The sequence below is a fragment of the Variovorax sp. Soil_C_39 genome, from assembly GCF_057656815.1.
In genome coordinates this window covers 20572-39452 of record NZ_JBDGJQ010000012.1, presented here as the reverse complement: position 1 = coordinate 39452, position 18881 = coordinate 20572, and the positions used below count along the sequence as shown (strand labels likewise).

Sequence of the window (18881 nt, the reverse complement as noted above, 5' to 3'; positions counted from 1 at the left end):
GTGGAATGGAACGGGAAAGGAACGAACTCACGAGAACTAGCGGCGTCCGCGCTGCAGGAACGCGACGATGATGATCACGAAGCCCTGCACCGCGGCATTGAGGTACACGCTGATGATGCTGGTGAGGTTCAGGATGTTGCTGATGACCGAAAGCAGGATGGCGCCCACGACGGTGCCGGTGATGCTGCCCGCGCCGCCCTTGAGCGCGGTGCCGCCGACGATCACCGCGGCGATCGCCTCGAGCTCCCAGAGCAGGCCCGTGGTGGGCGACGCCGAACCGAGGCGCGGCACATAGAGCAATGTGGCGATGCCCACGCACACGCCGAGCAGCATGTAGGTCATGATCTTCACGCGGTCAACGTCGACGGCGGCATAACGCGCAACCTGTTCGTTCGAGCCGATGGCCTGCACGTAGCGTCCGTAGGCCGTGCGGTTGAGGATCACGCCGCCGACGATCGCCACGGCCACGAACACCCACACGGGCACCGGCACGCCCGCAAAGCTTGCGTAGTACACCGGCGCGTAGAGGTCGGACAGGTCGTTGTCGAGCGTGAGCGCGCCGCCGTCCGCAAAAAATGTGAGGTAGGCGCGAAAGATGCCCAGCGTGCCCAACGTCACGATGAAGGGTTCGATGCGCCCCTTGGTGATGAGCAGCCCGTGCGCCAGCCCGAACAGCGCACCGAGCACCACTGCGAGCACCGCGCCCATCACCACCGCCATCAGCGGCGAGCCCGAGGCCGGACCGGCCCAGTTGATGAACATGATCACGCTGCCCGCGATGAGCGCGGCCATCGAACCCACCGACAGGTCGATGCCGCCCGAGATGATCACGAAGCACATGCCCACCGCGATGATGCCGATGAAGGCCGTGCGCGTGAGCACGTTCATCGCGTTGTCGACGGTGGCGAAGTCGCTGTTGAGCAGCGTGCCGGCGATGCACAGCAGCGCGAGCCCGATGACCGGACCGAGCCCGTGCAGGTGCTCGGTCCAGCGCGTCCGGCCCTGGCCGCGGTGCTGCCCGCCTTCAGGCTGCGGCGGAGGTGTCTGCTGTTCCGGTGGCATGAGCGATGAGCTCCTCTTCTGTCAGTTGGCCCGCGTCGAGCGTGGCGACCAGTCGGCCTGCGCGCATCACCGCAACGCGGTGGCACAGGCCGATCAGCTCCATCAGCTCCGACGAGACGACGATCACCGCGAGCCCTTCACGGGCCAATCGCTGGATCAGGAAATAGATGTCGCGCTTGGCGCCCACGTCGACGCCGCGCGTGGGCTCGTCGAGCACCACCACCTTCGGCTTCGGCTGCAGCACCTTGGCGAGCGCGAGTTTCTGCTGGTTGCCGCCCGAAAGCGACGAGGCGCGCACGTCGAGCGAGCCGGTACGGATGCCGTAGTCCTTCACGGCCTCGGCGAGCGCGCCGCGCTCGGCGTCGGGCTTGAGCCATGGCGTCGCGTAGCGCTCCAGCGCCATCAGCGTGAGGTTCTGGCGCAGGCCGAAATCCACGTGCAGGCCTTTGCCCTTGCGGTCTTCGCTCAGGTAGGTAAGGCCGTGCTTCGCCGCATCGCGCGGATTGCGCCAGCCCCTGCCGTGGGGCACCGGGCGGCCGAGCATCTCGACCTCGCCGCTCGCGGGCCGCAGGCCGAGCAACCCCTCGAACAGCTCGGTGCGGCCGGCGCCGACCAGGCCCGCGAAGCCGAGGATCTCGCCGGCGCGCACCTCGAAGCCGATGTCCTGTGCCCAGCCGGGCACGCTGAAGCCGCGCACGCGCATCGCCGGCGCGCTGTGCGTGTGCACCGGGTCGCGCGGCGGGTACAGGTCGGCGAGCTCCCGGCCCACCATGAGGTTGGCCATCTTCTGGCGCGAGACCTCGGCCGTGGCCGCCTGCGCCACGAAGCGGCCGTCGCGCATCACGATCACCTCGTCGGTCACGCGCTCCACCTCGTCGAGCTTGTGCGAGATGTAGACGATGGTCACGCCGTCGGCGCGCAGCTGCGCAATGAGCTTGAAGAGGCGCTCGGTCTCGCCGGGCGTCAGCGTGGCGGTCGGCTCGTCCATGATCAGGAGCCGCGCGCGCCGCGCGATGGCCTTGGCGATCTCGACGAGCTGCTTCTCGGCCACGATGAGCCGGCGCACCTTGGTGCGCGGATCGATGGCCAGGCCGACGGCAGCCAGTGCAGCGGCGGCTTCGCGCTCCATGCCCGCGTCGTCGAGGAAAAGCCCCTTCTTTCTTTCGTGGCCGAGGAAGATGTTCTGCGCCACGCTGAGGTCTTCGGCGAGGTTGAACTCCTGATGGATCAGCACGATGCCGAGCGCTTCGGCATCGCGCGAGCCTGTGAAGCTGCGCGCCTCGCCGTTGACCCGCAACGTGCCGCCGCTCAGGCTTTCGTAGCCCGAGAGGATCTTCATCAGCGTGGACTTGCCCGCGCCGTTCTCGCCGAGCAGGCCGTAGACCTTGCCCGGCTGGAGCGCAAAGCTCACGCCGTGCAGCACCTGCACCGGGCCGAAGGCCTTCACCACGCCATCGAACTCGACGGCGACGCTGCCGTTCGTCGCACCCGCTGACGTCACTGGTGCACCCTTGGCGCTGCGCGCCTTCCCGCCAGGCGGGAGCGAGCTTGCTTGGGGGCGGCCCGGCGCGTCGCTCATGGCGCCACCCCCCGGACCTTGAGCGTCTCATGCATGGCGAGCACACCGGCGCCGATCAGGCCGCCCTGCGTGCCGAGCGGCGTGTACTGGATCTCCAGATGCCGCGTCGACAGCGCGAGCGAGCGCTGGTACACGCTCTGCCGCACGGCCGCGAGAAACAGCGGCCCGATGCGCGTGATGCCGCCGCCGATGAACACATGCGACGGATTGAAGAAATTGACGACGGAAGCGAGCATCTGGCCGATCAGGTTGCCGGCACGCTGGATGATGCCGTTGGCCGCGGTGTCGCCGGCGCGGCTGGCCTGACCGACGTCGACCGCGTCGATGCGGCCGCGTTCGCGCAGGCATGCGGCGAGCATGTCGCTTTCGCCGGCTTCGGCCGCCTGCACCGCCATGCGCGTGATCGCCGGGCCCGCAGCCATCGCCTCGACGCAGCCGAGGTTGCCGCAATGGCAGCGCGGTCCTTCCTGGTCGACGCAGATGTGGCCCACGTCGCCGGCCGACCCGGCCGCGCCGCGGTACACCTCGCCATGGCAGACGATGCCGCAGCCGATGCCGGTGCCGATCTTGATCACGAGGAAGTTGCTGAGCGAGCGCTTGCGCTGCCAGAGTTCGCCGAGGGCCATCAGGTTCACGTCGTTGTCGACGAAGACGGGCGCCGCATAATCTTCGCGCAGGTAGTCGCGGATCGAGAAACTGTCCCAAGCCGGCATGAGCGGCGGGTTCACGAGCTGGCCGATGTCGAAGTTGACGGGGCCGGGCACGCCGATGCCGATGCCCAGCACGTCCTTGGCGCCCGCGTCGCAGCGGGCGAGCAGTTCGCGCATCAGCGTGCGCACGCGCGCCAGCACCACGGCCGGACCCTCGCGCACGTCGGCGGGCTCTTCGTGCTGCGCAAGCACCGTGAGGTCGGGCCGCAGCACGGCCACGTCGAGGCTGGTGGCGCCGATGTCGATGCCGACCAGCACGCCGAGCCCGGCATGCAGTTGCAGGTTCTCGGCACGCCGCCCACCCGACGAGCGCTGCAGGCCCGCTTCGGCGAGCAGGCCCTGGTCGACGAGGCCCGCGATCAGCGCGTTGGCCTTGCTCTTGGAGAAGCCGAGCTGCTCGGCCATGGCATGGCGCGAGCCGCCGGCCGACCAGAAGGTCGTTTCCAGCAGCCGCATTTCATCGGCGGTAATGCCACTCCAGCGTGCCACGCGTGATGTCTCCGGTGTTCTCTTGTCGTCTGGCGGCGAATACTAGGCGCGGCGCTTCAGCCAGACAAGGCTTAACTTCGATCTATTTCAGGCCAAAGCTGGTTTCGATCCGGGCCCCATGAGGCCAGACGCAAAAAAGCCGCCCGGAGGCGGCTTTTCATGTTCGAGCCGGTGACCGGCTTACTTCTTCTGGCGGTACTTGCGCAATGCCGCGATCTGGGCAGCCATGACCGCCAGCTCGGATTGCGCCATCGCGATGTCGATGTCGCTCTTGGCATTCTTGAGCGCTTCCTCGGCGGCAGCACGGGCCTGGTTGGCCTTCTCGTCGTCGAGGTCCTTGCCGCGGATTGCGGTGTCGGACAGCACGGTGACCGTGCCGGGCTGCACTTCGAGGATGCCGCCAGCCACGAAGACGAATTCCTCGCCGCCGTCGGCCGTCTCGATGCGCACCGCACCGGGGCGGATGCGCGTGATCAGCGGGGTGTGGCGCGGGTAGATGCCGAGCTCGCCGGCTTCACCGGGCAGCGCGACGAACGTGGCCTCGCCCGAGAAGATCGACTCTTCCGCGCTGACCACGTCGACGTGAATGGTGTTTGCCATGTGCGTTCCTGCGTCGCCTTAGGCGACTTTCTTGGCCTTCTCGAAAGCCTCGTCGATCGTGCCGACCATGTAGAACGCTTGTTCCGGCAGGTGGTCGGCTTCGCCGTTCACGATCATCTTGAAGCCACGGATGGTTTCCGACAGCGGCACGTACTTGCCGGGCGAGCCCGTGAACACTTCGGCCACGTGGAACGGCTGCGACAGGAAACGCTGGATCTTGCGGGCACGGGCCACGGCCAGCTTGTCGTCGGGCGCAAGCTCGTCCATGCCGAGAATCGCGATGATGTCGCGCAGTTCCTTGTAGCGCTGCAGCGTGCCTTGCACGGCGCGGGCCACGTTGTAGTGCTCTTCGCCGACCACGTTCGGGTCGAGCTGGCGCGAGGTCGAATCGAGCGGGTCCACAGCGGGGTAGATACCGAGCGAGGCGATGTCGCGCGACAGCACCACGGTGGAGTCCAGGTGGGCGAAGGTGGTGGCGGGCGACGGGTCGGTCAAGTCGTCGGCCGGCACGTACACGGCCTGGATCGAGGTGATCGAGCCGACCTTGGTCGAGGTGATCCGCTCTTGCAGGCGGCCCATTTCCTCGGCCAGCGTCGGCTGGTAGCCCACGGCCGAAGGCATGCGGCCCAGCAGTGCCGACACTTCGGTACCGGCCAGCGTGTAGCGGTAGATGTTGTCCACGAAGAACAGCACGTCGCGGCCTTCGTCGCGGAACGACTCGGCGATCGTCAGGCCGGTCAGCGCCACGCGCAGACGGTTGCCCGGGGGCTCGTTCATCTGGCCGTAGACCATGGCCACTTTCGACTCCTCGAGCTTCTCGAGGTTCACGACGCCGGAGTCGGCCATCTCGTGATAGAAGTCGTTGCCCTCGCGGGTACGTTCACCCACACCGGCGAACACCGACAGGCCCGAGTGTGCCTTGGCGATGTTGTTGATGAGTTCCATCATGTTCACGGTCTTGCCCACGCCGGCGCCGCCGAACAGGCCCACCTTGCCGCCCTTGGCGAACGGGCACACGAGGTCGATCACCTTGATGCCGGTTTCCAGCAGGTCTTGCGAAGGCGAGAGTTCGTCGTACGCGGGCGCCTTGCGGTGGATCGAGGCGGTGAGTTCCTGGCCGACCGGGCCGCGCTCGTCGATGGGCGAGCCCAGCACGTCCATGATGCGGCCGAGCGTGGCCTTGCCGACCGGCACGGTGATGGGCGCGCCGGTGTTCTTGACCATGAGGCCGCGGCGCAGGCCGTCGGACGAGCCGAGCGCAATGGTGCGCACCACGCCGTCGCCGAGCTGCTGCTGCACTTCAAGGGTCAGCGCGCTGCCCTCGAGCTTCAAGGCGTCGTACACCTTGGGCATCTGGTCACGCGGGAACTCCACGTCGACCACGGCGCCGATACATTGGACAATTTTTCCTTCAGCCATGGCGATTCCTTCTGGATCTCAATAATGTTGCGACAGGTTCTTGCAGAAGCGTCCTTGTGCCATTGCGGGCCGCTTTTGCAAGAATGCCGGCCAGGCCGGCACCCTTGATTTCAGATCGATGCGATCAGACCCCGGCCGCGGCAGCCGCGCCGGACACGATCTCGGAAAGCTCCTTCGTGATGCCGGCCTGGCGGGTCTTGTTGTAGACCAGCTTGAGTTCGCTGATCACGTTGCCTGCGTTGTCGGTCGCAGCCTTCATGGCCACCATGCGCGCAGAGTGCTCGGAAGCCATGTTCTCGGCCACGGCCTGGTAGACCAGCGACTCCACGTAGCGCACCAGCAGTTCGTCGATGACGCTCTCGGGATCGGGCTCGTAGATGTAGTCCCACGAGTGATGGCCTTCCTGCACCTGGAGCGAGTCCGCCGCCAGCGGCAGCAGGTGTTCGACCACCGGCTCCTGCTTGATGGTGTTGATGAACTTCGTGTAGCACAGGTACACGGCCGACAGCTTGCCCTCGGCGTACGCGTCGAGCAGGGTCTTGACCGGTCCGATGAGCTTGTCGAGGTGCGGCGTGTCGCCCAGATGGGTGACGTTCGCCACCACGCGTGCGCCGACGCGGTTCAGGAAGCCCAGGCCCTTGCCGCCGATGGCCACCGTCTCGATCGCAACGCCCGCGGCCTGCGCCTCGCGCAACTTGGTCGTCACGGCGCGCAACAGGTTGGTGTTCAGCCCGCCGCACAGGCCCTTGTCGCTCGTCACGATGATGAAGCCGATGGCCTTGGCCTCGTTCGTCTTCATGAACGTGTGAACGTACTCGGGATTCGCCTGGCCCAGGTTGGCCGCGATGTTGCGGATCTTCTCGCTGTAGGGGCGTGCCGCGCGCATGCGCTCCTGCGCCTTGCGCATCTTGGAGACCGAGACCATTTCCATGGCCTTGGTGATCTTCTTGGTGTTTTCCACCGATTTGATCTTGCCGCGAATCTCTTTACCTGCAGCCATCTTTTTAGCTCCTGAGCGTCTTCGCGGGGCAGCCGTGGAACCGGCTTTGCCGGGCCATTGGCTGCGCCCCCTCGAGGGGGAAACGGCCGAAGGCCGCTTCGGGGGTGCGCCAGTTCTTCATCAGGCGAACGACTTCTTGAACGCGGTGATCGCGCTCGTCAGTTCGGCCTCGGCATCCTTGTCGAGTGCCTTGGCTTGCTCGATCTTGTCGAGCAGGGCCGCGTGGCTGGTCTTCAGGAACTGGTGCAGGCCATGCTCGAAGGGCAGAACCTTCTTGATGTCCAGGTCGTCCATGAAACCCTTGTTCACGGCGAACAGCGTCGCGCCCATCAGCGAGATCGGCAGCGGGCTGTACTGGGCCTGCTTGAGCAGTTCGGTCACGCGGGCACCGCGGTCGAGCTGCTTGCGGGTGGCTTCGTCCAGGTCGGAAGCGAACTGCGCGAACGCAGCCAGCTCGCGGTACTGCGCGAGGTCGGTACGGATACCGCCCGACAGGCTCTTGATGATCTTGGTCTGTGCCGCCGAACCCACGCGCGACACCGAGATACCGGCGTTGATGGCGGGGCGAATGCCTGCGTTGAACAGGCTGGTTTCCAGGAAGATCTGGCCGTCGGTGATCGAGATCACGTTCGTCGGCACGAACGCGGACACGTCGCCGGCCTGCGTCTCGATGATCGGCAGCGCGGTCAGCGAGCCGGTCTTGCCCTTGACTTCACCCTTGGTGAAGGCTTCGACGTAGTCGGCGTTCACGCGGGCTGCGCGCTCGAGCAGGCGGCTGTGGAGATAGAACACGTCGCCGGGATAGGCTTCGCGGCCCGGCGGGCGGCGCAGCAGCAGCGAAACCTGGCGGTAGGCCACGGCCTGCTTCGACAGGTCGTCATAGACGATCAGCGCGTCCTGGCCACGGTCGCGGAAGTACTCGCCCATCGTGCAGCCCGAATAGGCCGACACGTACTGCATGGCCGCCGATTCGGAGGCCGAGGCGGCCACCACGATCGTGTAGTCCATGGCACCGGCCTGCTCGAGCGAACGCACCACGTTCTTGATCGACGACGCCTTCTGGCCGATGGCGACGTAGATGCAGGTCACGCCCTGGCCCTTCTGGGCAATGATCGCGTCGATGGCCACGGCCGTCTTGCCAGTCTGGCGGTCGCCGATGATCAGCTCGCGCTGGCCACGGCCGATCGGCACCATCGAGTCGATGGACTTGAGGCCGGTCTGCAGCGGCTGGTCGACCGACTTGCGGGCGATCACGCCCGGGGCGACCTTCTCGATCACGTCGGTCATCTTGGCGTTGATCGGGCCCTTGCCGTCGATCGGCTGGCCCAGCGCGTTGACGACGCGGCCGATGAGTTCGGGGCCGACGGGCACTTCCAGGATGCGGCCGGTGCACTTGACCGTGTCGCCTTCGGAGATATGCTCGTACTCGCCCAGGATCACGGCGCCGACCGAGTCGCGCTCGAGGTTCAGCGCCAGGCCGAACGACGGCGTGCCGTCGGGGCTCGGGGGGAACTCGAGCATTTCGCCCTGCATCGCGTCGGACAGGCCGTGCACGCGCACGATGCCGTCGGTCACCGAGACCACGGAGCCTTCATTGCGGATGTTGGCGCTGACGCCCAGACCCTCGATGCGGCTCTTGATCAGTTCGGAAATTTCTGCGGGATTGAGTTGCATGACTCTTTCCTTCTTTCTGTAAATGGGGCCAACTGGCTGCCGCCCGCCCTCAGGCGGTCAGCGCCGCTTTCATTTGTTCGAGGCGCGCCTTGACCGAAGTGTCGAGCACTTCGTCGCCGACCACGGCGCGGATGCCGCCGATCAGCGAGGGGTCGAGTTCGACCCGTGTCGTGAGCTGGCGCCCAAAGCGCCGCTCCAGCGCCGCGCCCACTTCGGCCAGCACTGCGTCGTCGATCGGGAAAGCGCTGTAGACCACGGCATCGGCAGCCCCGCTGCGCGCATTGCACAGGACACGGAACTGCAGCGCCACTTCGGGCAGCGTGGCGAGCCGGCCGTTGTCGATCACGGTGCGCAGAAAGTTCTTGCCCGCCTCCGGCAGCGGCTGCTTCAACATCCCGGTGACCAGCTCGAACACCTGCTCGGGCGGCACCTTCGGATTGGCAGCGAACTGCAGGAGCTGCGGATTGCCGGCAATGGCCGTCAGCGGGTCGAGCCAGCCGGCCGTGCCGTCGAGGTCTGCGACGCAGGCCTTGAACAGCGCTTCGGCGTAGGGACGGGCGATGGTCGCGAGTTCGGCCATGTCGTCCTCAGAGCTCGGTCTTCAGGCGGTTGAGCAGGTCGGCATGAACGCCGGCATTGACTTCCTTGCGGAGAATCTGCTCGGCACCCTTGACGGCCAGTGCGGCCACCTGCTCGCGCAGCGCCTCACGCGCACGCACGGATTGCTGCTCGGCCTCGTCGCGCGCGGCGGCCACGATCTTGTTGGCCTCCTCGGTGGCGCGGCTCTTGGCCTCTTCGATGATCTGCTGGGCACGGCGGTCGGCGTCGGCCAGGCGGCTGGTGGTCTCGTTGCGAGACGCCACCAGTTCCTGCTCGACGCGCTGGTTGGCGGAGGCCAGTTCGGCCTTGGCCTTCTCGGCGGCCGCCAGGCCCGCAGCGATCTTTTGTGCTCGTTCGTCCAGGGCCTTCGCAATCGGCGGCCACACGAACTTCATCGTGAACAGCACAAGCAGCAGGAAGACGATGGCCTGAACGAACAGGGTCGCGTTGATACTCACGGCAACACCTTTCTGGAGTGGCGTTGAACGGAATTACTTCGGCAGCGCGGCGATGAACGGGTTGGCGAAGGCGAACAACAGCGCGATGGCCACACCGATCAGGAATGCGGCGTCGATCAGACCGGCCAAGATGAACATCTTGGTCTGCAGGTCGTTCATGAGTTCGGGTTGGCGGGCCGATGCCTCGAGGAACTTGCCGCCCATCAGCGCGATACCGATGGAAGCACCGATCGCGCCGAGACCGACGATCAAACCACAAGCCAGAGCGACGAGACCGAGAACGTTTTCCATGATGACTCCTTAGGACAGATTGAAAGCAAACGAAAAGAAAAAGGGGAACTCAATGCGCTTCATGAGCCTGGCCGAGATAGATCAAGGTCAGCATCATGAAAATGAATGCCTGAAGCGTGATCACCAGGATGTGGAAGATCGCCCAGACGGTACCGGCAACGACGTGCCCGATCGGCAACATCACTCCCGAGAACGAGGCTGCCATCGCGCCACCCATGAGCGCGATCAGCATGAAAACGAGTTCACCCGCATACATGTTGCCGAACAACCGCATGCCGTGCGAGACGGTCTTTGCGAGGTATTCGATGACCTGCATCAGCAGGTTGATGGGCCAGAGCACCGGGTGGGCACCGAATGGCGCCGTGATGAGCTCATGGCCCCAGCCGCCCAGACCCTTGATCTTGACGCTGTAGAACAGGCACAGCAGCAGCACCGAGGTCGACAGGCCGAGCGTGGTGGAGAGGTCGGCCGTGGGCACGACGCGCATGTAGGCATGGTGCGGATCGTGACCGGCGGCCTCGTAGGCCTTGGCCCAGAGCGAAGGCAGCAGGTCGACCGGCAGCAGGTCCATGGCGTTCAGCAGGAAGATCCAGACGAACACCGTGAGCGCCAATGGCGCGATGAACTGCCGGCTCTTGGCATTGCGGATGTTGGCCTTGGCCTGGTTGTCGACCATCTCGACCAGGATCTCGACGGCCGCCTGGAAGCGCCCGGGCACGCCGGGCGTGGCCTTGCGCGCGGCGAGCCACAGCACGAAGCAACCCAACGCGCCCACGGTCAGCGCATAGAGCACGGAGTCGAGGTTGATGACGTTGAAGTCGACGATCGCCTTCTGGACGACGGGATTGAGGCTCCAGTCAACTTGCCAGTGCTGGAGGTGGTGAACGATGTATTCACTCGCGGTCGGGGCGTTTCCTTCGGCGGCCATCTTTCAGCGTCTCTTCTTAAACAGTCAAATCCGGTTCAACAACCCGGGCCGCACCAACAGCGCCACCCAGTACATCTTCATGGCGGCCACCACGCCAGCCACCAAGGCCAGCCAGTTGATGCCCTCGATCAGCCACGGCGCTGCGGCCAGCAAGGCCACGGTCAGTCCGATCTTGATCATCTCCCACACAAAAAACCTCAACATGGCCGCAGACTGCGCGACGGCAACACCCGCCCTGCGCACACCCCGGACGAACAACGCCGCCGGGATCGCCACCGCCATGGCCCCATAAAAACCCGAGACCGCCGCGCCGATGCGCTGCGTCCAGATCCATGCCGCTCCAGCCACAAGCAATCCCACGGCCACCTGGGCCCCAATCACCCACCAGGGCGACAATTCGGGATTTTTCTCGCGAAGCCGCTGCGCCTCCTCGGCGGTCAGTGGCTTGAAGTCGGAGACTTCGGCATCGATCTCGGAGACGGGAGCGTTGGTTGTCATTGGAATGCCGCTCGCGCTGTCAGCCGGGAATTTAACAAAGCCATTGATTATAAGTAGAAACCCAGGCGCCTCGGCCACTTCAGGCCTCACGTTTGAAAAAGGGTCGCTGCATGCCACCCGGAAGCCAACCCGGCCACAGCGCCGCCAGGGGGACCGGCCGATAATTCCGGCATGCATCCCCTCACCGCCGCTCTCCCCTCCACCACCTGCTACCTCGACGGCGAATACACCGCCCTGAAGGACGCGAAGGTCAGCGTTCTCGACCGCGGCTTCATCTTCGGCGACGGCATCTACGAAGTCGTCCCGGTCTACCACGGCCAGCCCTTCTGCTTCGAAGAACACATGGCGCGGCTCGACCGCTCGCTGGCCGAACTGCAGATCGCCAACCCGCTCTCGCTGGCCGAATGGCGCGACATCGTGATGCGGCTGGTCGCGCCGGGCGGCGAGGCGCCGCAATCCGTGTACTTCCAGGTGACGCGCGGCGTGGCGCCGCGCGAACATGGCATGACCCGCGGCATTCGCCCCACGGTGTTCGTGATGGTGAATCCGCTGCCGCCCGTGGCCGATGCGGTGCGCGCCAAGGGCGTGGCCTGCGTGAGCGCGGCCGACTTCCGCTGGCAGAAGGCCCACATCAAGAGCACCAGCCTCCTGGGCGCGGTGCTGGCGCGTCAGATCAGCGTCGAGGCCGGCGCCGCCGAAACCGTCATGTTCCGCGACGAATGGCTCAGCGAAGCCTCGTCGAGCAACGTCTGGATCGTGAAGGACGGCAGCCTGCTGGGGCCGCCCAAGGACAACCTGGTGCTGACCGGCATCCGCTACGGCCTGCTCGAGCGCCTGTGCGCCGAGCACGGCATTCCGTTCGCGCTGCGCCGCATCGCGCGCGACGAGGTGTTCGCCGCCGACGAGTTGCTGCTGTCGTCGGCCACCAAGGAAGTGCTGCCGGTCTCCACGCTCGACGGCCAGCCCATTGGAAATGGCCGCCCCGGCCCCATCTACCAAGCCTTGTATGCAGCCTATCAAGAGGCCAAGCAGCGCAACGCCCGACAGCAGCACCCAACACAAGGAGCGACCACCGCATGAACGACATCAGCATCACCGACACCGGCACCACGGCCGCTCCCGACCCGCGCAAGGAGTCGCTGATCGAGTACCCGTCGCAGTTCCCGATCAAGGTCATGGGCGCCAAGGCCGACGGCTTCGTGCATGCCGTGACCCAGATCGCCGAACGCTTCGACCCGGCTTTCGACGCCACCACGGTCGAGTTGCGCAACAGCAAGGCCGGCAACTACCTGGGCGTCACGATCACCGTGACCGCCACCAGCCGCGAGCAGCTCGACGACCTGTACCGCGCGCTGTCGAGCCATCCGATGGTAAAGGTCGTCCTTTGACGCGATGACCGCCGGGACCGCAGAACGCGCGGCGGACGCGGCCGGCGTGGCCATCGAGGTGCAATGGCTCGGCCGCGCCGACTACGCGGCCACCTACGAGGCCATGCGCCGGTTCACGCACGAGCGCCACCCCGCAACGCCCGACGCGCTCTGGCTCTGCGAGCACGCGCCCGTCTTCACGCAGGGGATCGCGGGCCGGCAGGACCACATCCTCGCGCCAGGCGACATCCCCGTGGTGCAGACCGACCGCGGCGGGCAGGTGACCTTCCATGGCCCGGGCCAGGTGGTCGCCTATCCGCTGATCGACCTGCGGCGCGCGGGCTACTACGTGAAGGAATACGTCTACCGCATCGAGGAATCCGTGCTGCGCACGCTGGCGCATTTCGGCGTGACCGGGCACCGCGTCGCGGGCGCGCCGGGCATCTACGTACGGCTCGACGACCCGTTCTCGCACGCGGCGCTGACCGGCCCGCGGCCCGCGGCCGAACCGTTTCGCGGCCTCGGCAAGATCGCCGCGCTGGGCATCAAGGTGAGCCGCCACGCCACCTACCACGGGGTGGCGCTCAACGTCGGCATGGACCTCGAACCCTTCTCGCGCATCAACCCTTGCGGCTACGCCGGGCTGCAAACGGTCGATCTTTCTACAATCGGGGTCCAAACCACATGGGAAGACGCTGCCCGGGTGCTGAGCCAGAAGCTCGCCACCTACCTGGCACGTTGACACGCCAATGAGCACCACCACCGAAGCCGTTCCCGCACCCGTCGTGCGAGAGGCGCAAAGCGCCGAAAACTACAACCCGATGGCCAAGCAGAAGGCCGCGGCCAAGCTCTCGCGGATTCCCGTCAAGGTGGTCCAGGGCGGCGAAGTGCTCAAGAAGCCCGAGTGGATCCGCGTGAAGGCCGGCAGCCCCACCACGCGCTTCTACGAGATCAAGCAGATCCTGCGCGAGAGCAACCTGCACACGGTCTGCGAAGAAGCCTCGTGCCCGAACATCGGCGAATGCTTCGGCAAGGGCACGGCCACCTTCATGATCATGGGCGACAAGTGCACGCGCCGCTGCCCGTTCTGCGACGTGGGCCACGGCCGCCCCGATCCGCTCGACAAGGACGAGCCGCTCAACCTCGCCAAGACCATCGCCAAGCTGCGCCTGAAGTACGTGGTGATCACCAGCGTCGACCGCGACGACCTGCGCGACGGCGGCAGCCAGCATTTCGTCGACTGCATCCGCAACGTGCGCGAGCTCTCGCCGGCGACGCAGATCGAGATCCTGGTGCCCGACTTCCGCGGCCGCGACGACCGCGCGCTCGAGATCCTCAAGCTCGCGCCACCCGACGTGATGAACCACAACCTCGAGACCGCGCCGCGCCTCTACAAGGAAACACGCCCGGGCAGCGACTACCAGTTCAGCCTGAACCTGCTCAAGAAGTTCAAGGCGCTGCACCCGAAGGTGCCGACCAAGAGCGGCATCATGGTGGGCCTGGGCGAGACCGACGAAGAGATCCTGCAGGTGATGCGCGACATGCGCGCGCACGACATCGACATGCTGACCATCGGCCAGTACCTGTCGCCGTCGGGCTCGCACCTGCCGGTGCGCCGCTATGTGCACCCCGACACCTTCAAGATGTTCGAGGAAGAGGCCTACAAGATGGGCTTCTCGCACGCGGCGGTGGGCGCCATGGTGCGCTCGAGCTACCACGCCGATCAGCAGGCGCACGCGGCCGGCGTCTGAGCCCTTGTTGCGACGGGCCGCCGCAGGGCGCCGTCGCGCGCGGCTCACCGGTCGCTGTCCTTCTTCGCTATCCTGCCGGCTGGCCAAGATGAAGGACTGATTCTCTCCATGCACACCGCTGTTCAAGCCCTGATGGAACGCGACTTCGGCACCATTGCCGACCTGATTCGCCTCCATGCCCGACATTCCCCCGACCACGCCGCGCTGGCCGATGCGCAGCACACGTTGAGCTACGGCGCGCTCGACGCGCTGATGGACCGCATCGCGGCCGGCCTGCAGCGCGACGGCCTCACGGCCGGCGACGCGATCGCCGTCTGCGCCCTCTCGTCGGTGCACTACGCGGCCGTGTTCCTCGGTGCGCTGCGCGCGGGCGTCGCGGTCGCGCCGCTGGCGCCCGGCTCCACGCCCGCCAGCCTGGCGCGCATGATCGCCGACGCCGACGCGCGCATTCTCTTCACCGACGCCTCGGCCGCCGAGGTCGTCGGCCCCGCGCAGCCGGACGGCATTTTGCGCGTGGCGCTCGACGGCTCGCAGGCGGGGTGCAACCTGGAGGACTGGCTCCCGCCGGCCGGCACGACGCTCCGCGCCGCCGAGGTGCAGCCCTCGACGCCATTCAACATCATCTATTCGTCGGGCACGACGGGCGAGCCCAAGGGCATCGTCCAGGGGCACGGCATGCGCTGGGCCCATGTGCAGCGCGGCGCCCAGTACGAATACGGGAGCGACACCGTCACGCTGCTGTCGACGCCGCTCTACTCCAACACCACGCTGGTGGTGTTCTTCCCGACCATCGCCTTCGGCGGCTGCGTGATGCTGATGCCCAAGTTCGACGCGCTCGGCTACCTGCAGCTCGCCGAGAAGCACCGCGTGACGCACACCATGCTCGTGCCGGTGCAATACCAGCGCCTGATGGCGCACCCGCGCTTCGGCGAGCACGACCTGTCGTCGTTCCGCTTCAAGTTCAGTACCAGCGCGCCTTTCAATGCGGCGCTCAAGGCCGACGTGCTCGCGCGCTGGCCCGGCGGGCTGATCGAGTTCTACGGCATGACCGAAGGCGGCGGCACCTGCATCCTCGAGGCGCACCTGCACCCGACCAAGCTGCACACGGTGGGGCAGCCGGCAACGGGCAGCGACATCCGCCTGATCGACGAGGACGGCAACGAGCTGCCGCGCAACGACCCCGAGGCCGCAGGCGAGGTGGTGGGCCACTCGGCCGGCATGATGACCGGCTACCACCGCCAGCCCGAGAAGACGCGCGAGGCCGAATGGTTCGACGCCACGGGCAAGCGTTTCATCCGCACCGGCGACGTGGGCCGCTTCGACGCCGACGGCTTCCTGACGCTGTTCGACCGCAAGAAGGACATGATCATCAGCGGCGGTTTCAACATCTACCCGAGCGACCTCGAGGCCGTGCTGCGCGGCCATGCCGCCGTGGCCGACGTCGCGGTGGTCGGCGTGCCGTCCGAACAGTGGGGCGAGACACCGGTGGCTTTCGTGGTGCGCCGCGAGGGCGACGGCACCGCGGCGAGCGAACTGCTGCAATGGACCAACGCCCAGCTCGGCAAGACGCAGCGCCTCGCGGACCTGCGCCTGATCGACGAACTGCCGCGCAGCGCGATCGGCAAGGTGCTCAAGCGCGAGCTGCGTGAGCTTGCGCGCTGACGCGAGCGACGGGCCGCCCCGCGAGGGCGGCGGCCACGGGTTGCTGTGGGTGCTGGCCGCGGTGGCCGTGGCTTTCGCGGTGCTTCGGCCACGCGCACCGATGGACTGGCTCGCGCTCGTCGACTGGCAGACCATCGGAGCGCTCGCGGGCCTGCTCGCGATCACCCAGGGCGTGGAAAAGAGCGGCATGCTCCAGGCCGCCGCGCAGCGCCTGCTGGCCCGCACGCACGACCAGCGCAGCCTCGCGCTCTGGCTGACCGGCGGCGCGGCGCTGCTGTCGGCGCTGGTGACCAACGACGTGAGCCTGTTCCTGCTGGTGCCGCTCACGCGCGTGCTCGCGACCCAGGCGCACCTGCCGCTCGCGCGGCTCGTGGTGCTCGAGGCGCTGGCCGTCAATGCGGGCTCGGCGCTCACGCCGATCGGCAATCCGCAGAACCTCTACCTCTGGCACCGGTCCGGCGAAAGCTTCGTGGCCTTCATGGGCATGATGCTGCCGACGGTCGCGGTGATGCTGTTCTGGCTGTTCGTGGCGGTGTGGCTGCTCGTGCCGCGCACGCCGGTCGCGCTCCGGCCCCAGGCCGAGGCCGCGCCGCTGCAGCCGAAGCTGCTGGGCCTCGCGGCGCTGCTGTTCGTCGGTTTCGTCGTTGCGCTCGAACGCCGCTGGCTGCTGCCGGGGCTGGGCGTGGTGCTGGCTTCGTTCCTGGTGTTCCATCCGCGCGTGCTGCGCGACGTCGACTGGGCACTGCTCGCGATCATCGCGCTGATGTTCGTGGACCTGCGGCAGCTCGCCGAGCTGCCGGTCATGGACGCGCTGCTGAACCACTGGCCGATCACGGAAGGCTGGCGCGCCTATCTGGCGGCCATCGCCGCCTCGCAGCTCATCAGCAACGTGCCCGCTGCGATCCTGCTCGATGGCCATGTGCGCGACCTGCCCGCGCTCGCGGCGGGCGTGAGTGTGGGCGGTTTCGGCTTCGTGCTCGGCTCGCTGGCCAACCTGATCGCGCTGCGGCTTGCGAAGGTGCCGCACGGGCTGCGCGAGTTCCACCGCATCAGCATCCCGTTTCTTCTGGTGGTGGGGATTTCGGCGCTGCTGCTGCGGCTGGCGTGACAATCGGTCGCCTGCCTGCCGCCATGCACACGCCCACCCCGCCCCAACTTTCCGTGCGCCACTACGGCCCGTCGCGCGGCAGCCATGCGCACGACCATTTCCAGGTGCTGATCGGCCTCGAGGGCCTGCTGCAGATCGAAGTCGAGGGCCACGGCGCGGGCATCGGTGTGGGCGCCGCGCAGGTGATCGCGCCCGGCGACCGGCACGACTTCGAGGCGCGCGGCGGCGGCAGCGCGTGCCTGGTGCTCGACACGCCGAACGCGCATTGGGCGCACTGCGCCGGACGGGCACCGTCCGACCCGGCGCAGCTGCATGCGCTCGCGCGCTATCTCGCGCATTGCCTGCGCAAGCAGCCGCAGCCGTTTTCGCGGGCTCTGCTGCACGGGCCGGCGCTGCTGCTCGAAACCTGGCGCCCCGATGCACCGGTCGCCACTGCGCGCCGCCGCCGCATCGACTGGGCCGCGCTCGCGGCCTGGGCCGGGGCGCGACTGCACGAGCCGCTCACCGTGGCCGACCTGGCGCGCGTGGCCTGCCTGAGCCCGAGCCACCTGGCGCAACGCTGCCGCGAGGAGCAGGACACGAGCCTGATGCACTGGCTGCGTTCGCTCCGGCTGGCGCAGGCGCGCGAACTGCGGCGCGAGGGCATGGCGGTGGCCGAGGCCGCGCGCCGCACCGGCTACCGCTCGCCGTCGGCGCTCACGGCCGCCCTGCGCCGCGCGGGCGCCTGAGCGCCACACCGTCGTTGCGCGACGAGATTCCGGCGCTCTGCGACGACCGGGCGGGTTAGCCTCGTGACCATGTCGTCCACCGCCTATGCCCTGCTCGCCATCGCGCTCTGGGCCACGCTCGCTTCGCTCGGCACCGCGCTGTCGCACCTGCCGCCGTTCCTGCTGACCGGGCTCGCACTGATCATCGGCAGCATGCCGAGCTGGCCGCTGGTGCTGCGCGACCGTGCCGCCTGGCGCGTGCCGCCGCGCACGCTGGCGCTGGGCGTCTACGGGCTCTTCGGCTTCCACTTCCTGCTGTTCATCGCGCTGCGGCATGCGCCGCCGGTCGAGGCCAACCTCGTCAACTACCTGTGGCCGCTGTTCATGGTGGTGCTTGCGCCGGTGCTGCTGCCGGGCGTGTCGCTGCGGCTGCTGCACGTGGCGGCGGCATTGCTCGGCTTCGCGGGCGCGGCGGTAGCGATCCTCGGCACGCGCGGCGGCGCGGGCGGCGGCGCCGAGGCGCTCCACGGCTACTGGGGCTTCGTGCCGGCACTGGGTTCGGCCTTCATCTGGGCCAGCTACTCGCTCTGGACAAAGCGCGTGCCGGCGTTTCCGACCTCGGCCATCGGCCTGTTCGGGCTGGTCTCGGGCGCACTCTCGCTGGCCTGCCATGCGGTGCTCGAGGCGCCGGTGGCACTGTCGGGCCACGACTGGCTGCTGCTCGCGCTGTGCGGGCTCGGTCCGCTCGGCGCAGCCTTCTTCGTCTGGGACATGGCGCTCAAGCGCGGCGATCCGCGGCGCATCGGCATCCTGAGCTACCTCACGCCGCTGGGCTCGACGGCGCTGCTGCTGCTCGTGACGGGCCGACCGCTGACCGGGAGCATCGCCCTGGCCGCGGTGCTCATCATCTCGGCGGCGGTGATGGGCACGCGCGCGCGCTGACTGAATGGCTCTCGTCCGACGAAGCCGCGCGTTTTT

General features: G+C 67.4%; 20 protein-coding genes. 8 read left to right on the top strand and 12 right to left on the bottom strand.

All coding sequences use genetic code 11. The features are described from left to right. Positions 1-36: 36 nt before the first annotated feature. The 12 genes from AC3A6J_RS23925 to AC3A6J_RS23870 form a co-directional block, all read right to left on the bottom strand. Positions 37-1062 (bottom strand): ABC transporter permease, encoded by a 1026-nt coding sequence (locus tag AC3A6J_RS23925; protein ID WP_487862490.1) that lies wholly within the window; start codon positions 1060-1062, stop codon positions 37-39. Beyond that, positions 1025-2563 carry a sugar ABC transporter ATP-binding protein gene (locus AC3A6J_RS23920; RefSeq protein ID WP_487862489.1) on the bottom strand — a complete coding sequence of 513 codons (1539 nt, stop codon included), beginning with the start codon at positions 2561-2563 and terminating at the stop codon, positions 1025-1027. The genes AC3A6J_RS23925 and AC3A6J_RS23920 overlap by 38 nt, the downstream gene beginning before the upstream one ends. Positions 2564-2637: 74 nt before the next feature. Further along, positions 2638-3807 (bottom strand): ROK family protein, encoded by a 1170-nt coding sequence (locus AC3A6J_RS23915; RefSeq protein ID WP_487862551.1) that lies wholly within the window; start codon positions 3805-3807, stop codon positions 2638-2640. A 213-nt stretch (positions 3808-4020) separates the two neighbouring features. Next, positions 4021-4440, bottom strand: a complete 420-nt coding sequence (locus tag AC3A6J_RS23910; protein WP_487862488.1) for a F0F1 ATP synthase subunit epsilon — start codon at positions 4438-4440, stop codon at positions 4021-4023. 18 nt (positions 4441-4458) lie between these two features. Next, positions 4459-5859, bottom strand: a complete 1401-nt coding sequence (gene atpD / locus AC3A6J_RS23905) for a F0F1 ATP synthase subunit beta (RefSeq protein WP_487862487.1) — start codon at positions 5857-5859, stop codon at positions 4459-4461. A 124-nt stretch (positions 5860-5983) separates the two neighbouring features. Beyond that, entirely contained in the window at positions 5984-6859 is an 876-nt protein-coding gene (atpG, locus tag AC3A6J_RS23900) for a F0F1 ATP synthase subunit gamma (protein ID WP_487862486.1), read from the bottom strand. Positions 6860-6979: 120 nt separating this feature from the next. Next, positions 6980-8533, bottom strand: coding sequence for a F0F1 ATP synthase subunit alpha (gene atpA, locus AC3A6J_RS23895; RefSeq protein ID WP_487862485.1), 1554 nt, complete (start codon positions 8531-8533; stop codon positions 6980-6982). 49 nt (positions 8534-8582) lie between these two features. Continuing rightward, complete coding sequence (locus tag AC3A6J_RS23890) at positions 8583-9113, bottom strand: F0F1 ATP synthase subunit delta (RefSeq protein WP_487862484.1); 531 nt, start codon at positions 9111-9113, stop codon at positions 8583-8585. A 7-nt stretch (positions 9114-9120) separates the two neighbouring features. Then, complete coding sequence (locus AC3A6J_RS23885) at positions 9121-9591, bottom strand: F0F1 ATP synthase subunit B (protein ID WP_487862483.1); 471 nt, start codon at positions 9589-9591, stop codon at positions 9121-9123. Positions 9592-9624: 33 nt separating this feature from the next. Further along, positions 9625-9882, bottom strand: coding sequence for a F0F1 ATP synthase subunit C (gene atpE / locus AC3A6J_RS23880; RefSeq protein ID WP_487862482.1), 258 nt, complete (start codon positions 9880-9882; stop codon positions 9625-9627). 49 nt (positions 9883-9931) lie between these two features. After that, positions 9932-10810 carry a F0F1 ATP synthase subunit A gene (gene atpB, locus AC3A6J_RS23875; protein WP_487862481.1) on the bottom strand — a complete coding sequence of 293 codons (879 nt, stop codon included), beginning with the start codon at positions 10808-10810 and terminating at the stop codon, positions 9932-9934. 24 nt (positions 10811-10834) lie between these two features. Then, on the bottom strand, positions 10835-11308 hold the full coding sequence (locus AC3A6J_RS23870) for an ATP synthase subunit I (RefSeq protein WP_487862480.1): 474 nt from the start codon (positions 11306-11308) through the stop codon (positions 10835-10837). Positions 11309-11479: 171 nt separating this feature from the next. Here AC3A6J_RS23870 and AC3A6J_RS23865 point away from each other — a divergent pair, with 171 nt between their 5' ends. The 8 genes from AC3A6J_RS23865 (at position 11480) to AC3A6J_RS23830 (ending at position 18845) form a co-directional block, all read left to right on the top strand. After that, positions 11480-12388: a D-amino acid aminotransferase gene (locus AC3A6J_RS23865; RefSeq protein WP_487862479.1), complete on the top strand. Its 909-nt coding sequence runs from the start codon at positions 11480-11482 to the stop codon at positions 12386-12388. Continuing rightward, positions 12385-12696 carry a YbeD family protein gene (locus AC3A6J_RS23860; protein WP_487862478.1) on the top strand — a complete coding sequence of 104 codons (312 nt, stop codon included), beginning with the start codon at positions 12385-12387 and terminating at the stop codon, positions 12694-12696. The genes AC3A6J_RS23865 and AC3A6J_RS23860 overlap by 4 nt, the downstream gene beginning before the upstream one ends. A gap of 4 nt (positions 12697-12700) precedes the next feature. Then, positions 12701-13417 (top strand): lipoyl(octanoyl) transferase LipB, encoded by a 717-nt coding sequence (gene lipB, locus AC3A6J_RS23855; protein WP_487862477.1) that lies wholly within the window; start codon positions 12701-12703, stop codon positions 13415-13417. Positions 13418-13424: 7 nt separating this feature from the next. Beyond that, positions 13425-14426: a lipoyl synthase gene (lipA, locus tag AC3A6J_RS23850; RefSeq protein ID WP_487862476.1), complete on the top strand. Its 1002-nt coding sequence runs from the start codon at positions 13425-13427 to the stop codon at positions 14424-14426. 132 nt (positions 14427-14558) lie between these two features. Continuing rightward, the gene (locus AC3A6J_RS23845) at positions 14559-16088 is read left to right on the top strand and encodes a class I adenylate-forming enzyme family protein (protein WP_487862550.1); all 1530 of its coding nucleotides are present in this window, start codon (positions 14559-14561) and stop codon (positions 16086-16088) included. Then, positions 16072-17196, top strand: coding sequence for an SLC13 family permease (locus AC3A6J_RS23840; protein ID WP_487862475.1), 1125 nt, complete (start codon positions 16072-16074; stop codon positions 17194-17196). The genes AC3A6J_RS23845 and AC3A6J_RS23840 overlap by 17 nt, the downstream gene beginning before the upstream one ends. Before the next feature lie 23 nt (positions 17197-17219). Continuing rightward, the gene (locus AC3A6J_RS23835; protein ID WP_487862474.1) at positions 17220-17924 is read left to right on the top strand and encodes a helix-turn-helix transcriptional regulator; all 705 of its coding nucleotides are present in this window, start codon (positions 17220-17222) and stop codon (positions 17922-17924) included. A 69-nt stretch (positions 17925-17993) separates the two neighbouring features. After that, entirely contained in the window at positions 17994-18845 is an 852-nt protein-coding gene (locus tag AC3A6J_RS23830) for a DMT family transporter (protein ID WP_487862473.1), read from the top strand. Positions 18846-18881: the final 36 nt, after the last annotated feature.

What these genes read in the sequence shown, in the direction of transcription:
- AC3A6J_RS23860 (WP_487862478.1), top strand. Translation starts at nt 12,385, where the DNA reads ATGAACGACATCAGCATCACCGACACCGGCACCACGGCCGCTCCCGAC.
- atpD (WP_487862487.1), bottom strand. Translation starts at nt 5,859, where the DNA reads ATGGCTGAAGGAAAAATTGTCCAATGTATCGGCGCCGTGGTCGACGTG.
- AC3A6J_RS23830 (WP_487862473.1), top strand. Translation starts at nt 17,994, where the DNA reads ATGTCGTCCACCGCCTATGCCCTGCTCGCCATCGCGCTCTGGGCCACG.
- AC3A6J_RS23915 (WP_487862551.1), bottom strand. Translation starts at nt 3,807, where the DNA reads ATGCGGCTGCTGGAAACGACCTTCTGGTCGGCCGGCGGCTCGCGCCAT.
- lipA (WP_487862476.1), top strand. Translation starts at nt 13,425, where the DNA reads ATGAGCACCACCACCGAAGCCGTTCCCGCACCCGTCGTGCGAGAGGCG.
- AC3A6J_RS23870 (WP_487862480.1), bottom strand. Translation starts at nt 11,308, where the DNA reads ATGACAACCAACGCTCCCGTCTCCGAGATCGATGCCGAAGTCTCCGAC.
- AC3A6J_RS23835 (WP_487862474.1), top strand. Translation starts at nt 17,220, where the DNA reads ATGCACACGCCCACCCCGCCCCAACTTTCCGTGCGCCACTACGGCCCG.
- AC3A6J_RS23845 (WP_487862550.1), top strand. Translation starts at nt 14,559, where the DNA reads ATGGAACGCGACTTCGGCACCATTGCCGACCTGATTCGCCTCCATGCC.
- AC3A6J_RS23865 (WP_487862479.1), top strand. Translation starts at nt 11,480, where the DNA reads ATGCATCCCCTCACCGCCGCTCTCCCCTCCACCACCTGCTACCTCGAC.
- AC3A6J_RS23925 (WP_487862490.1), bottom strand. Translation starts at nt 1,062, where the DNA reads ATGCCACCGGAACAGCAGACACCTCCGCCGCAGCCTGAAGGCGGGCAG.
- atpB (WP_487862481.1), bottom strand. Translation starts at nt 10,810, where the DNA reads ATGGCCGCCGAAGGAAACGCCCCGACCGCGAGTGAATACATCGTTCAC.
- atpG (WP_487862486.1), bottom strand. Translation starts at nt 6,859, where the DNA reads ATGGCTGCAGGTAAAGAGATTCGCGGCAAGATCAAATCGGTGGAAAAC.
- AC3A6J_RS23890 (WP_487862484.1), bottom strand. Translation starts at nt 9,113, where the DNA reads ATGGCCGAACTCGCGACCATCGCCCGTCCCTACGCCGAAGCGCTGTTC.
- lipB (WP_487862477.1), top strand. Translation starts at nt 12,701, where the DNA reads ATGACCGCCGGGACCGCAGAACGCGCGGCGGACGCGGCCGGCGTGGCC.
- AC3A6J_RS23910 (WP_487862488.1), bottom strand. Translation starts at nt 4,440, where the DNA reads ATGGCAAACACCATTCACGTCGACGTGGTCAGCGCGGAAGAGTCGATC.
- atpA (WP_487862485.1), bottom strand. Translation starts at nt 8,533, where the DNA reads ATGCAACTCAATCCCGCAGAAATTTCCGAACTGATCAAGAGCCGCATC.
- atpE (WP_487862482.1), bottom strand. Translation starts at nt 9,882, where the DNA reads ATGGAAAACGTTCTCGGTCTCGTCGCTCTGGCTTGTGGTTTGATCGTC.